Origin of the sequence: Cellulosilyticum sp. I15G10I2 (assembly GCF_900095725.1) — a bacterium.
In the GTDB taxonomy this organism is placed as follows: Bacteria; Bacillota; Clostridia; order Lachnospirales; family Cellulosilyticaceae; genus FMMP01.
Window position 1 is genome coordinate 976,725 of record NZ_FMMP01000006.1, and the last position, 13,863, is coordinate 990,587.

At 34.8% G+C, this 13,863-nt stretch carries 16 protein-coding genes; all 16 read right to left on the minus strand.

The window, feature by feature from the left end:
• Positions 1-75: 75 nt before the first annotated feature.
• The 16 genes from BN3326_RS04820 to BN3326_RS04895 all read right to left on the minus strand — a co-directional run bounded on the left by BN3326_RS04820 (position 76) and on the right by BN3326_RS04895 (position 13,824).
• A complete protein-coding gene (locus BN3326_RS04820) occupies positions 76-666 on the minus strand; it encodes a Maf family protein (protein ID WP_069997964.1) in 591 nt (196 codons plus the stop codon).
• 16 nt (positions 667-682) lie between these two features.
• On the minus strand, positions 683-946 hold the full coding sequence (locus BN3326_RS04825; RefSeq protein WP_069997965.1) for a DUF4321 domain-containing protein: 264 nt from the start codon (positions 944-946) through the stop codon (positions 683-685).
• Positions 947-1,125: 179 nt separating this feature from the next.
• Positions 1,126-1,929: an RnfABCDGE type electron transport complex subunit B gene (locus tag BN3326_RS04830; protein WP_069997966.1), complete on the minus strand. Its 804-nt coding sequence runs from the start codon at positions 1,927-1,929 to the stop codon at positions 1,126-1,128.
• A 27-nt stretch (positions 1,930-1,956) separates the two neighbouring features.
• A complete protein-coding gene (rsxA, locus tag BN3326_RS04835; protein WP_069997967.1) occupies positions 1,957-2,529 on the minus strand; it encodes an electron transport complex subunit RsxA in 573 nt (190 codons plus the stop codon).
• A gap of 12 nt (positions 2,530-2,541) precedes the next feature.
• On the minus strand, positions 2,542-3,138 hold the full coding sequence (locus tag BN3326_RS04840) for an RnfABCDGE type electron transport complex subunit E (protein WP_069997968.1): 597 nt from the start codon (positions 3,136-3,138) through the stop codon (positions 2,542-2,544).
• On the minus strand, positions 3,139-3,705 hold the full coding sequence (locus tag BN3326_RS04845; RefSeq protein ID WP_069997969.1) for an RnfABCDGE type electron transport complex subunit G: 567 nt from the start codon (positions 3,703-3,705) through the stop codon (positions 3,139-3,141). It abuts the gene before it with no gap.
• The gene (locus tag BN3326_RS04850) at positions 3,702-4,658 is read right to left on the minus strand and encodes an RnfABCDGE type electron transport complex subunit D (protein WP_069997970.1); all 957 of its coding nucleotides are present in this window, start codon (positions 4,656-4,658) and stop codon (positions 3,702-3,704) included. The genes BN3326_RS04845 and BN3326_RS04850 overlap by 4 nt, the downstream gene beginning before the upstream one ends.
• A gap of 20 nt (positions 4,659-4,678) precedes the next feature.
• Complete coding sequence (gene rsxC, locus BN3326_RS04855; RefSeq protein ID WP_069997971.1) at positions 4,679-5,998, minus strand: electron transport complex subunit RsxC; 1,320 nt, start codon at positions 5,996-5,998, stop codon at positions 4,679-4,681.
• A 133-nt stretch (positions 5,999-6,131) separates the two neighbouring features.
• Positions 6,132-6,683, minus strand: a complete 552-nt coding sequence (locus BN3326_RS04860; RefSeq protein WP_069997972.1) for an ATP-binding protein — start codon at positions 6,681-6,683, stop codon at positions 6,132-6,134.
• A 152-nt stretch (positions 6,684-6,835) separates the two neighbouring features.
• Positions 6,836-7,993 carry a phosphoglycerate dehydrogenase gene (locus BN3326_RS04865; protein ID WP_069997973.1) on the minus strand — a complete coding sequence of 386 codons (1,158 nt, stop codon included), beginning with the start codon at positions 7,991-7,993 and terminating at the stop codon, positions 6,836-6,838.
• Positions 7,994-8,005: 12 nt separating this feature from the next.
• Complete coding sequence (gene serC / locus BN3326_RS04870) at positions 8,006-9,082, minus strand: 3-phosphoserine/phosphohydroxythreonine transaminase (protein WP_069997974.1); 1,077 nt, start codon at positions 9,080-9,082, stop codon at positions 8,006-8,008.
• A 134-nt stretch (positions 9,083-9,216) separates the two neighbouring features.
• Positions 9,217-10,152 carry an ornithine carbamoyltransferase gene (gene argF, locus BN3326_RS04875; RefSeq protein ID WP_069997975.1) on the minus strand — a complete coding sequence of 312 codons (936 nt, stop codon included), beginning with the start codon at positions 10,150-10,152 and terminating at the stop codon, positions 9,217-9,219.
• Between the two features lie 134 nt (positions 10,153-10,286).
• Entirely contained in the window at positions 10,287-10,949 is a 663-nt protein-coding gene (locus BN3326_RS04880) for an HAD family hydrolase (RefSeq protein ID WP_069997976.1), read from the minus strand.
• Positions 10,933-11,679 carry a pseudouridine synthase gene (locus tag BN3326_RS04885; RefSeq protein WP_207646307.1) on the minus strand — a complete coding sequence of 249 codons (747 nt, stop codon included), beginning with the start codon at positions 11,677-11,679 and terminating at the stop codon, positions 10,933-10,935. The genes BN3326_RS04880 and BN3326_RS04885 overlap by 17 nt, the downstream gene beginning before the upstream one ends.
• 5 nt (positions 11,680-11,684) lie before the next feature.
• On the minus strand, positions 11,685-13,052 hold the full coding sequence (locus BN3326_RS04890) for an RsmF rRNA methyltransferase first C-terminal domain-containing protein (protein ID WP_069997977.1): 1,368 nt from the start codon (positions 13,050-13,052) through the stop codon (positions 11,685-11,687).
• Positions 13,053-13,131: 79 nt separating this feature from the next.
• Positions 13,132-13,824: a metallophosphoesterase gene (locus tag BN3326_RS04895; protein WP_069997978.1), complete on the minus strand. Its 693-nt coding sequence runs from the start codon at positions 13,822-13,824 to the stop codon at positions 13,132-13,134.
• Between the last annotated feature and the right edge of the window lie 39 nt (positions 13,825-13,863).

Sequence of the window (13,863 nt, forward strand, 5' to 3'; positions counted from 1 at the left end):
CCCTTTTATACTCAAATTATTGCCTTAATCTATATTATCCATACCAATTTTAACCATAAAAAAACAAGTTATGAATCATAACTTGTCTTTTATTCTTTGATACGTATTAAGTTTAATAAGTTCTTTATAAAGTCTATTCAGCGGAAGGCCAACTACATTATAGTAATCTCCGCTAATTTGCTCAATGTAAATAGCCCCTTTACCTTGTATACCATACGCCCCTGCTTTATCTAAAGGTTCATCAGTAGCAATATAATCATCAATTTCATCTGTTGTTAAGTCTTTCATTTTTACATTTGTGGTTTCACAAAAGCAAATTTCTAGTTTTTCTTTGATGTTTATAATGGCTACTCCGGTACAAACATAATGTGCTTTACCAGATAAAGCCTTAAGGATCCTTTTGGCATCCTCCGGGTTTTTAGGTTTCCCTATAATACGATCATTTAAAACAACCACGGTATCGCACCCTATAACTAAAGCTTCAGGATAATCTTGGGCAACGGCTGCCGCCTTTTTAAAAGCTAAATACTTTACATTTTCTGCAGGAGATAAGTCCTCCTCAATCTTTTCCTCTATCGGCTTCACAACAATCTCAAAGGCTATATCAAGCAACTGCATAAGTTCTTGTCTTCTTGGTGAAGAAGAAGCAAGCAAAACATTAGCCATTTTTATTCATCCCCTACTATTTAATTTTTTGATAGATTAGGACGCTACCTATCATCCCTAAAATGGCAGCTAACGTAATATTAAGTTTAACCTGAAATGATAACCATATTACACCTAAATCAATCTGTACTGGATTATCAAGGCCAAAGTGTCCTGTATAATTAATCCATTTCAGAAAAGAAACACTGCTGCATAGTTCTCCTATAAAGTTTCCTACCGTAAGACCAGCTAACATACATAATATTAATACCCAAAAATTTGTTGATCTATTAATCGCCATAAAATATCCCCCATGCTAATCATTTATTCTTATTTTTTTACATTTTATCATAAAACTTCTGAAATACCTAGCATAAAATGGGAGCTTTTGAAAGTATAAATGCCTTGAGTCAAAATTATAGCGTTTAGCTTAGAATAAAATAAAAAAAGATACCCGAAAGTATCTTTTTTTATTTTATTCTAAGCCTCTAGAAGATTAGAAATAGCTTTAGTTGGACATTTTTGTTCACATTTACCGCAATGAACACACTTTTTATTATCAATTACAGCAAGGTTGTTTGTCATTGTTATAGCACCTGATTCACATTGTTTTACACAAATTCCGCATCCTATACACCCTACACTACACCCAGCTTTTACTTCTTTACCTTTATCTTTTGAAACACAATTAACATTATAACTTGAATCAGCAGGTAAAATCGTTATAATACTTCTTGGACATGAACTTTTGCAGGCACCGCATCCTACACATTTCTGTGGATCGATAACCGGCAGGCCATCTACCATCGTAATTGCTCCAAATACACAAGCCCCTTTACAAGTAGCAAAACCTAGACATCCATATTGGCAAGTTTTATGTCCTCCACCAATTAAGTTAGCATCATTACAGGTCTGTATCCCTTCATAACTGTATTTAAACTTCGCAGTTGTATGAGTTCCTTTACATCTAACAACAGCACGATACTTTTCACTATTACCGGATTCAATTCCCATAATTTTAGCTATTTCATCTACTTGATCTTGATTACATACGGGACAGGCAGTGATCTTACTTTCACCATTTGCAATGGCCTTAGCTAGCGCCTCACAGCCTGCAAAGCCGCAACCACCACAGTTTGCACCTGGTAAATTTTCTTTTATCCCTTGTACACGTTCGTCTACTGGAACAGCAAACTTTTTAGCCGCTATACCTAGTCCTACACCAAATAACAGACCAATTCCACCTATAGATAATACAGGATATATTATTGCTGCAATATCCATTTGTATCCCCCCTCTTATTTATGTCATTTATATCATATTTTGAAAGCCTGCAAATGCTATTGCCATAAATCCAGCAGTAATAAGTGCTATAGGAAGTCCTTTAAAAGGTGCCAATACCTCGTTGTGTTCAATTCTTTCTCTTATCCCAGCGAAAAGAACCATAACAAGTGTAAAGCCTACAGCTCCGCCAATACCATTTACAATAGATTCAACTAATGAATAGTTCATTTGCATATTGAGTATTGCAACCCCTAAAACAGCACAGTTTGTCGTAATAAGCGGTAAAAAAACACCTAGTGCACTATATAATGAAGGGCTCATTTTTTGAATAACCATTTCTACAAACTGTACAAGTGATGCAATAACTAATATAAAGGCTACTGTATACAAATATTCAATTTGAAGCGGTCTAAGTATATAGTTATAAACAATATAAGAAATCATAGACGCAAGTCCCATAACAAAAGTAACGGCTGCTCCCATTCCCAGTGAAGTTTCCACTTTTTTTGATACACCTAGGAAGGGGCATATTCCTAAAAATTTTGCAAGTACAAAATTATTAACTAGTGCTGCGCCTAAAAATAATAAAAATAAATTCATTTTTTTATCCTCCTAGTTTTTTCTTGCTTTTAATGCATTTAAAAGCGCCATTAATAGTCCTAATGTGAAAAATGCTCCTGGTGCTAAAATCATAATAATAGCTGGATTATACTGTGCAGGCATTATAGCTCTGCCAAAAAGTTCACCTGTTCCTAATATTTCTCTTATTACGCCAATAATTGTAAGCGAAACTGTAAAACCAAGGCCCATACCTATCGCATCAAAAAAGGATGAAATTATATTATTTTTAGATGCATAAGCTTCTGCTCTTCCGAGTATAATACAGTTAACAACAATCAGTGGAATGAATAGCCCTAAAGAAGCATGTAGCTCTTGTATATAGGCTTGAAGTACCAGATCTACCATTGTTACAAAACTTGCTATAATAACTATGAAAGCCGGAATACGTATTTTAGAAGGAATACATTTTCTTAGAAGTGAAATAACAAGGTTAGATCCAATAAGAACTGCTGTAGTAGCAAGCCCCATTCCTATTGCGTTCGTTCCACTCGTTGTAACTGCAAGTGTCGGACACATTCCCAGCACTTGCATAAATATAGGATTATCTATCACTATACCCGCTTTTAATCTTTCTTTTATAATATTCATTTATTTCCCCCCCATATGCAGTTCTTGTTGATGTTCTATCACATATGCCGCTGCTTGATTAACACCTTCTACAATTGCATCTGAAGTGATCGTTGCCCCAGTAATAGCAACTATTTCATCTTCTTGTGGTGTTGCTTTTACCACCTTTAAAGGAGGCAGTTTTTGTAAAAACTGATCAATAAAAGTTGGTTTAGTTGCATTTGCTCCAAACCCTGGTGTTTCAGTATGCGATAAAATCTTAATGCCTTTAATCTGAGATTCTAAGTCAAATCCAATTAACACTGTGATTTCTCCACCATAGCCATTGGGCATAACTTTCGCAATAGTACCTATTACTTCTTCCCCTGATTTCGCAACATATACTTCTTTTATTTTTTCATCTTCAATATTCTCTACTTTACTAAATGTTTCAGCTTCTTCAATAAGCATTTTCATGGCTTGTTGTTCTGAATCCGCTTTATTTTGAGCAATAACTGGTGTAGTAGTACGATTAATAAGTCCTAACATCCCAGCACATACAGCTGTAATCACAAATAATAATATGCCTAATTTAAGTGATTCTCTCATGCCTTTTCCCCTCCCCCAAAACGTCTTGTTTTTACATATCTATCAATGAGAGGTACTGCTAAATTCATCATTAAAATACTATAACTTACACCTTCTGGATAGCCTCCAAAAAGTCGTATCATAGAGGTTATAACACCAGCTCCAACAGCAAATATGATTTGCCCTTTAACAGTCATAGGCGATGTTGTATAATCTGTTGCCATAAAGAAAGCACCAAGCATTATCCCACCTAAAAATAATGAATAGAAGCTCATATAGCTATCAAATCCATTAAATAAATAAGTTATAATAAATATTGTAGCTATATAGAAAACTGGAATATGCCATTTAATAATTTTTTTATAAAATAAGTATGCTGCCCCAAGTAGGAGGGCTAGAGCTGAAGCTTCTCCGATGCATCCTGCAGTATTTCCTATAAAAGCATCCGAAAAGCTTGGAAGCGTTTCAAATACCCCTTGTTTTAAAAGGGCCAATGGCGTTGCACCAGAAACTGTATCAATACCAGAAACAGCACGAGCTGGAAGTGTAAAGTCCGTCATTGCCGTAGGATAAGCAGCGAGTAAAAAGGCTCTTGCTGCAAGTGCTGGATTTATGAAATTTTGACCAATACCTCCAAAAATTTGCTTAGTAAGAATAATTGCAACAAATGCACCTACTACTACTATATAATAAGGCGTACTAACCGGCAAATTAAATGCTAATAGTAAACCCGTTACCACTGCACTTAAATCAAATACTGTAATCTGCATTTTAAATACCTTTTGCCATCCCCACTCAAATAAAACGCATGCAATTATACTGATAAGTGTCACCCATAACGCCCTAATACCAAAGAAAAGTATGCCTGCCAACATAGCAGGAATTAATGCAATAATAACATCCCGCATAATACTTTGTGTTGTATGATTGGCTCTTACATGAGGGGACGATGAAACCTTTAATACTTTTTCCATCTTATTTTCTCCTTTTTCTTTTATTTTCTTGAACGAATGGTAGATTTAGCTGTTCTAATACTTTGAACTAACTGTCTTTTTGCCGGACAAATATAGGAACAACATCCACATTCTATGCAGTCCATTCCATCATATTTCATAAACGCATCAAACTCCGAATTTATTGCTGCCATATGAATGGTATTTGGTACTAATTGCATAGGACATACATCGACACACTTACCACACCTGATACAATGTGAAGCATCTTGTGTATTCATCTCTTTTTCAGTAAAACAAAGAATAGCAGATGTTCCTTTAACTACAGGCACATCAACATCAGAAATTGCAGCTCCCATCATTGGGCCTCCTGCTATAATCTTAAGTGTCTTTTCTTCGTCCCATTTAGCATACTCTAAAATCTCCCTAAACGAAGCACCAACTCTTACTTTTACATTACATGGATTAGAAACGCCACTTCCTGATACAGTCACGATTCTTCTCATAATGGGTCTTCCCTTTGTAACCGCTCTCCAGATAGCCACAATAGAATCAATGTTAAATACTGCGCATCCTATATCTATAGGAAGCTTACCACTTGGCACTTCCTTACCAATAGCTGCATAGATCAGATGTTTCTCTGAGCCTTGTGGGTATTTAGTGTGTAGTGACAGCGTATCTATTCTATCTACCTCTTTAGTAAGCTTCAACATATTCTCAATCGCATCTGGCTTGTTATCTTCTATACAAATAAGTGCCTTTGCATTTTTATATACTTGAAGAAGAATCTTAAGTCCTTCTACAATTCTTTCACCTTCTTCTACCATAACTCTATGATCAGATGTCAAATAAGGCTCACACTCAGCCCCATTAATAATAATATATCGCATCTCCTTGTCTGGTGGCGGTGCAAGTTTGACGTGAGTCGGAAAAGCCGCTCCGCCCATACCAACTAAGCCTGCTTCTTTTACAATGCTTACTAATTTTTCTTGCGTAAGCTCTTCATAAGATGGCATAGCATTTTCCTGCATATCAGGGCTGTCCTTGTATTCGAAATCATTTTCTATAACTACACATAAGTCTTTTATCCCTCTTAAAGTTCTTCTTTCTTCTACTACCTTTACCGTCCCTGACACACTGCTATGAATTGGTGCAGATATAAATCCAGTAGCGTCACCTATTTTTTGTCCAACTAAAACGCTGTCTCCCTTTTTTACTAAAGGTTTACACGGGCTTCCTATATGCTGAGACATTGGATATACAAGTTCTCCTTGAGGCATTAGCGTTTCTATAGCTTTTGAACTTGTAGATTCTTTATTATAATTTGGGTGAATTCCTTTTTTAAAAGTTAAACCCTTCATACATATCCCCCTTTACTTACTTGACTAAAATCATTAACTAAAGCAATTAGCTAAAATAAATTATAACATTTTAATTAAGATATACAACATTAGTTTATTTTTTAACTATTGTAAATCCATACCAAATATCTATCTAAATACTCTCTTGATGTATTTCTTCAATATTTTCTTGTAAGTAATTCCCTATCCATTTAATGATCTCTAAATCATGAATAGGTACTCCTTCTAACATAGTTTTAATTTGCTTGGTATCAAATAAGAATGCATGATCATTATAACTATGCTGATAAATATATTCTATTTCTGGTTTTGAAAGAATAAGTGTTGTCATAGTGCTTGGCATATCTCCAATTGGTAATCGATCAATATGATTATACTGCATCGTTGCAATAAGCTTAGTCCCTTTACCCAATGTACTCTCTACACTAAGGCCTCCTGCACATTCCTCGCAAAGTTGATTAAGGAGCGGAATGCCAAGTCCTACTTTTCTAAGTGTTCTACTTGTAACAAATGGATTTTTTACGCTACTTACTAAATTTTTCGACATTCCTTTACCATCATCTTCTATAGTTATCTTAAGTAAATTATTAGGTGTGTCCTCAATAATAATAATGCTAATTTCTGTAGCACCAGCTCTTACACTATTCTGTACAACATCCAATATATGAAGTGCTATTTCTTTCATCCCAAATACTCCTCTCTAACTATGCATAACTTGTATAAAAACTATGAATTATAGTCACTGAAAGTATAAACAAAGGCATATTTTGTCTATTTTTAAACAAACAAAAAGGAATTAAGACCATTACTTAATTCCTTTTTATTTTACCATACTTACTATTTAGTTAAAACACGTACGCCAATAATACCATCAATATCCTTTATATTTGCAATATTATCTTGAGAAACGTTTGTGTTTGTATCAATAATCGTATAAGCAAATTCTCCTCTGCTCCTATTAGTCATATCTTGAATATTAATACCTTCCTGTGAAATGATTGCAGTTATTTTTCCTATAATTGTTGGAACATTCTTATGGATAATAGTTAATCTGTAGTTTGCCCCCCATGCCATTGCACATTCCGGAAAATTAACCGAGTTAATGATATTGCCATTCTCTAAGTAATCTTTGATCTGTTGTACAGCCATTACTGCACAATTCTCTTCTGACTCAGGGGTTGAGGCTCCTAAGTGAGGAATAGTAATAATATCGTCATTATGCATAACATCTTCTACAGGGAAGTCTGTTACATATTTAGCTACAATACCTTCTTTAATAGCTTCAATAATATCTTCGTTATTTACAAGTGTATCTCTTGAAAAATTTAGAATACGAACCCCTGGTTTCATTTTTGCAAAAGCTTCTTTATTAAACATATGCTTAGTTGCATCAAGAAGCGGCACATGAATTGTAAGATAATCCGCTTCTGCAAATACCTCTTCTAAAGAAGTAGCGTGCTTAATATGTCTTGATAATCCCCAAGCTGCAGAGATCGAAATATAAGGATCATAACCTATCACTTCCATACCAAGAGCTTGAGCAGAATTAGCCACCATCACTCCAATCGCTCCGAGTCCTATCACCCCTAATTTTTTACCTAAAACTTCAGGGCCTCCAAAAGCGCCTTTTCCCTTTTCAACTTCCTTTGCAACATCAGTTGTTAAAGTCTTGGCCCAATTAATACCTTCAACTACTTTTCGAGAAGAAAGCAACAGCCCTGCAATAACCATTTCTTTAACTGCATTTGCATTAGCTCCCGGTGTATTAAATACTACAATGCCTGCCTCTGCGCATTTTTCAATAGGTATATTATTAACACCTGCTCCTGCTCTTGCAATAGCTTTAACTGAATTTGGCAAACTCATATCATGCATCTTTGAGCTTCTTACTAAAATTGCATCTGCATTATTTAAGTCATCTGTAATATGATAGTTATTTCCAAATAATGCAAGACCACTTTTAGAAATTTTATTTAACGTTTGTATAGTATACACCGCATTCTCCTCCTAGTTTTCGCTTTCAAATTTTTCCATGAACGCTACAAGTGCCTTTACGCCCTCAATTGGCATAGCATTATAAATACTCGCTCGCATACCGCCCACACTTCTGTGCCCTTTTAGGTTCACAAATCCAGCTGCTGTAGCAGCTTTCACAAACTTAGCATCTATCTCATTATCACCTGTTACAAAGGTTACATTCATAAGAGATCTATCTTCTTTAGCTGCTGTTCCTTTAAATAAACTTGAACGATCTAAGAAATCATATAATATAGCTGCTTTGTCGCGGTTCATCTTTTCTATGCCAGAAACTCCGCCCTTTTCTTCTATCCACTCAAAAACTAACTTAAGCATATAAATCCCATATGTAGGGGGTGTATTATACATAGAATCGTTTTCTGCCATTACTTTATAATCAAGCATCGTTGGCACATTCTCTTTAGCAAAACCTAATAAATCATTTCTAATAATAACAAGTGTTACACCTGCTGGTCCAAGGTTCTTTTGAGCCCCTGCATATATTAAACCAAATTTACTTACGTCAATTTTTTCTGACAAAATGCAAGATGACATATCTGCTACAAGAGGTACATCCCCTGTGTCTGGAAAAGTGTTAAACTTTGTACCAAATATTGTATTGTTTGCACATATATAAAAATAATCTGCATCTTGTGTAAACTGTTCTTTCGAAAAATCTGGAATACGAGAATAGTTATCCGCTTTAGAAGAAGCTACAACATTAACATCTCCAAATTTCTTAGCTTCTTTAAGTGCTTTTGATGCAAACATACCTGATTCAATATAATCTGCTTTGTTGGAATTCCTGAATAAGTTAAGAGGAATCATAGCAAATTGGAGGGATGCTCCTCCTTGTAAAAAGAGGACAGTATAATTTTCTGGTATCTCCATAATCTTTCTTAATTTAGCTTCTGCTTCTCCAATAATTGCTTCATAATCTTTTGATCGATGGCTCATTTCCATAACACTCATACCACTATTACCATAGGAAACCAATTCTTTTTGAGCCTTTTCTAAAACTTCAAGTGGTAAAACTGCTGGTCCTGCCGAAAAGTTATACACGCGCATTTTGTACCCTCCTACAAATATAAAGTCTAAAATATAAATTGTTTAAAAAAAGTTATTAATGATAAAATTATAGATAACTTTTTAACATTAGTCAATCTTTTAATCTATTTTGTCAATTTATAAAAATAACCGAACTAGGCTAAAGTAGCTACCATAACAGCTTTAATAGTATGCATTCTGTTTTCTGCCTCATCGAAAACGACTGAATATTTGCTTTCAAATATCTCTTCTGTGACTTCATTTCCTTTTACAGCTGGTAAACAGTGCATGAAAATCATTTGAGGATTATTTACTTTTTGAAGCAGCTCTTGATTAACTTGATAAGGTTTTAACATGTCAATACGTTCTTTTGCTTTATCTTCTTCACCCATCGAGCACCATACATCTGTGTAAATTACGTCTGCACCTCTGACCATGTCTATATCTTCTGTAATAATCACTTGTGAGCCAGCTTCCATTGCATATCCCTTACAGATATTCACATGCTCTTCTTCTGGCCAGAGTACCTTTGGTGCCACTATAAAAATATCTACACCCATTTTACTACATCCTATCAGAAGACTGTTGGCCATATTATTTCTACCATCACCAATATAGACAAACTTTTTACCTTCTAAAACCCCGAGGTGCTCCTTCATAGTCAGCAAGTCAGCTAGAATTTGTGTAGGATGATACATATCCGTTAATCCATTATATACCGGTACTCCGCTATACTTTGCAAGATCTTCTACAACCTTTTGCGAAAATCCTCTAAATTCAATGGCATCAAATAATCTCCCAAGGACACGCGCTGTATCTTCCACACTTTCTTTGTAACCGAGTTGAATATCATCTTTTCCAAGATATTCTGGATGGGCACCTTCATCTACACAAGCTACAGTAAAAGCACATCTTGTTCTAGTAGAAGGTTTTTCAAAAATCAATGCAACATTTTTCCCTTTTAATAGATCACCTTGTATACCCATTGTCTTTTTTGATTTTAGCTCACTTGATAAGTCCAGTAAATAAGTTATTTGCTGTTTTGAAAAATCATGTAATGTTAATAAAGATTTACCCTTTAATCCAAACATTTTATAGCCTCCCTTTTCTGTATATTTATTAACTATTTGTATTTTTATTAATAATTATACACTAAAATTACATTATTTCAATATCTATTTATGATTTGTTATGAATAATTGCTTTACGCTATCAAGCCCTATAGTTACTTAACATAAAAATAATTTATTGCTTCTTGGTAATCATAAATAAATCTATCCGCTATTTCTCTAAGTTTCTTTTTGACATCATCCTTTTGATGATCATTAATCGCCCATACTTGCATGCCTGCCCGCTTCGCCGCAATGACCCCATTGGGAATATCTTCAAACACAAGACATTCTTCTGGCTCTACCTCTAGATCTTCTGCAACTTTTAAATAAATATAAGGATAAGGTTTTCCTTTTTCAACTTCACAAGAGGTACGTATACTATGAAAATAATCTTTAATAGCCAATCGCTCCAGAATAACGCTAACAAGTTCAATACTATTACTTGTCGCAATACCCATTCTAAGACCCTTTTTATAAGTTTGTTTCAGAAACTCATAGGCCCCATCTTTTAGTGTAATATGTTCTGTATAAAACTCCCACGCCATCTTGTTCCAAGTGTCTTTAATAGCTTCAATACTGTCACTAATATTAAATCTTTCTTTGAAGTAAGCTGCTGTTTCTGTAAAACTCAATCCTTCCAGTTCTTCCTCCATACCATATGGTGGTGTAATACCAAATTGCCCTAGATATGCTTTATCTATCTCCGGCCATACCCACATTGAATCTACTAAAGTCCCATCAAGATCAAATATTATTGCTTTACAATGTTCGGTCACCTTGCTTCTCTCCTTTTAATAGCTTTAATTCTAATTCTGTCAGTTGTCTATATTCGCCTATATTTAAATCTTCCGGTAGTTCTAATGCTCCCATTTTTATACGTTTTAGGTAAATAACTTCTTTGCCTACTGACATAACCATACGTTTAACTTGATGGAATTTCCCTTCACTAATGGTTACATAAATCTCTGAAATATCTCCCGCATGAAGAATTTCTAGTTTTGATGATCGATAACTTGTCCCATCTTCTAATATAATACCCTCTTCAAATTGCTTAACATCTTGTAAAGTAATCATGCCTCTAATTTTAGCATAATATACCTTATCCACATGCTTTTTAGGAGATAATAGTTCATGTGTTAGCTTCCCATCATTGGTAAGTATCAAAAGTCCCTCAGTGTCTTTATCCAGTCTACCTACTGGGGCTAATGATTTACGCTGATCTATTGGTAGTAGAAGATCCATTACGGTTCTATATCTTTTATCTTCTGTTGCTGTAATCACACCTTGAGGTTTATTAAGTACATAATAATAAAATTCTTGATAAACAGCTTGTCCGCCATCTACACAGACCTTGCTTTCTTCAATTATCAAATGCATATCCGGTTTGTGAATAATTTTATCATTTAATGTCACCCTTTTTTCTTTTATAAGCTTATGCACTTCACTGCGACTGCCATAGCCTATATGCACTAAAAATTTATCTATTCTTATTTTTTTAACCTGCATCTTGATCACCCCATCATTCTCCAACTTGGAGGATATTGATTTTTTAAACTGCTATTGTGCGCTTTAACCCACCCTAAAGGATAGCCATCTATACATATTACATGATAGCCTTTTTGTGCTTCATATAAAAGGGTCTCTCCTTTTAAATACCTTATAACGTTTGCATCATCACTTTTCATATTAATCACTTGTTTAAACATAGATTGTGGATAAGCTAAAGCGAGGGCGTGATACGGTTCAAACCTCTTGTTTTTTAATTCACCTATTAAAAGTCCGCTTCTCACAATTCTAAGTCCTGACAGATCTGGAATATCCTCTGCAACTAAATAAAGTTTGTTATTTATTTCTTGTACTGGTGTTTCTAAATCTATATAAGTATACATCTTTATAAATTCTGCCGCGTCTTTATAATCTTTAATCCGTTTTTTTGAAGTCCATTTTATCGTTGAGATTGTATCTCTGCGGTCTTGTTTTTGAAGCAGACATACAAAATGCCCTTCCCCTTCTAAATGATGAGGCCATAACCTCAAAGCCCCTTCAATCTCATTTTTAGCCTGTACCCACTCTGGATGCGCCTTCAAAATACCGCCTTTTGGTACTAAAGGAACAACTTTAAACTCGGGATATTTCGTTAAAAACTCATTAATCATACCTTCGTTTTCCTCAGGTGAAAAAGTACACGTTGAATACAGAAGCATACCTGAAGGCTTTAACATATGGGCTGCATACTCTAAGATATCTCGCTGCAAATTACAGCAATACTCCGGCGTATAAGTTTCCCAATTTTTCATCGCTTCTTCACTTTTTCTAAACATCCCTTCGCCTGAACAAGGAGCATCTATGAGAATTTTATCAAAATATGCCGGGCACCTATTCGCAAGTCTCTCAGGTGTTTCATTTGTAATAATAACATTCCTTGCCCCAAAATTTTCTATGTTTTTAAGTAATCCTTTGGCTCTTGTAGCGCTAATATCATTAGAGACAAGTAATCCTGTCTGTGCAAGACGTGCTGCAATTTGAGTAGATTTCCCTCCTGGCGCTGCACATAAATCTAATACTTTATCCCCAGGTTTAATAGGTATATATTCACCAGGTGCCATTGCACTTGGTTCTTGAATATAAAATAAGCCTGCGTAATAATAAGGATGTTTAGCGGGTCTTTCAACTTCATCATAATAAAATCCTTCATTGCACCAAGGCACTTTTTTCACTGCCTGAAAAGGTACTATTTGTTCCCACTCTTCTAAAGAAATTTTTAATGTATTCACTCTAAACCCTTGATACTTAGGTAAATCATAAGATTTTAAATAATCCTCATACTCTTCTTTTAATAAATTTTTCATTCTACTTTCAAATGCTAAAGGTAGTTTCATTTTTTTGCCTCACTATTTCTCTATAGTCATTTGCTTGGAAGTATTTATTCATTCAAAAATCTTCAAGTCTATATAAACATTACGCCCTAATTAATTTAGGGATAAACTTTAAATAATCTGCAGAAACCAAATCATATCTAATCCCTTCATTCATGCCTTGCAAAGCTCCCTGCCAAGAAGTTTCATCGTGCAAATGCCCATAAACAACATGACAAACAGGATATTCTTTAAACAGCGAAATAAAAGGAGATAATCTATCAGCATTATTCGTTGGTGGATAATGCAGCATAACGATTATCTCCTTCGCCTGATTTTTAATTGCATCATCTAGAGAAAGCCTGAGTCTAATCAGTTCTCGGTCTAATATTCTTTCATCTTCTTCATTAAAATTCACACTACCTGCGCATATCCATCCACGGGAACCGCAAATTGCCAGCTTATCAATCATATAAGCTTTGTTTTGTAAGAAATAAAGCTTATTATACTGCGCATTAAGTTTACCTGGTCTGTCCCACCAGTAATCATGATTACCACGAATACATATTTTATACCCTGGAAGATCTTCGAGCATGTCTAGATCTATTCTAGCCTTGTCCATTCGCATCGCCCAAGAAATATCACCCGGTATTAATACCCTATCCTCTTCACGAATTATTTTTACCCAATGATCCACTATAATATCCATATGGTTGATCCACACTTCACCAAATATATCCATCGGCTTAGTTTCTGCATGTGATAAATGAAGATCTGAAAGGGCATATATTTTCATACATATTCTCCTTATTTTTTTATTTATAGCATAGCATAA

Bases quoted from the DNA above. Each gene is read 5' to 3' on its own strand.
- argF (WP_069997975.1), bottom strand. From the start codon at position 10,152: ATGTTTGGATTAAAGGGTAAATCTTTATTAACATTACATGATTTTTCA.
- BN3326_RS04840 (WP_069997968.1), bottom strand. From the start codon at position 3,138: ATGAATATTATAAAAGAAAGATTAAAAGCGGGTATAGTGATAGATAAT.
- rsxC (WP_069997971.1), bottom strand. From the start codon at position 5,998: ATGAAGGGTTTAACTTTTAAAAAAGGAATTCACCCAAATTATAATAAA.
- BN3326_RS04895 (WP_069997978.1), bottom strand. From the start codon at position 13,824: ATGAAAATATATGCCCTTTCAGATCTTCATTTATCACATGCAGAAACT.
- rsxA (WP_069997967.1), bottom strand. From the start codon at position 2,529: ATGAATTTATTTTTATTATTTTTAGGCGCAGCACTAGTTAATAATTTT.
- BN3326_RS04890 (WP_069997977.1), bottom strand. From the start codon at position 13,052: ATGAAACTACCTTTAGCATTTGAAAGTAGAATGAAAAATTTATTAAAA.
- serC (WP_069997974.1), bottom strand. From the start codon at position 9,082: ATGCGCGTGTATAACTTTTCGGCAGGACCAGCAGTTTTACCACTTGAA.
- BN3326_RS04860 (WP_069997972.1), bottom strand. From the start codon at position 6,683: ATGAAAGAAATAGCACTTCATATATTGGATGTTGTACAGAATAGTGTA.
- BN3326_RS04825 (WP_069997965.1), bottom strand. From the start codon at position 946: ATGGCGATTAATAGATCAACAAATTTTTGGGTATTAATATTATGTATG.
- BN3326_RS04820 (WP_069997964.1), bottom strand. From the start codon at position 666: ATGGCTAATGTTTTGCTTGCTTCTTCTTCACCAAGAAGACAAGAACTT.
- BN3326_RS04885 (WP_207646307.1), bottom strand. From the start codon at position 11,679: ATGCAGGTTAAAAAAATAAGAATAGATAAATTTTTAGTGCATATAGGC.
- BN3326_RS04850 (WP_069997970.1), bottom strand. From the start codon at position 4,658: ATGGAAAAAGTATTAAAGGTTTCATCGTCCCCTCATGTAAGAGCCAAT.
- BN3326_RS04845 (WP_069997969.1), bottom strand. From the start codon at position 3,705: ATGAGAGAATCACTTAAATTAGGCATATTATTATTTGTGATTACAGCT.
- BN3326_RS04830 (WP_069997966.1), bottom strand. From the start codon at position 1,929: ATGGATATTGCAGCAATAATATATCCTGTATTATCTATAGGTGGAATT.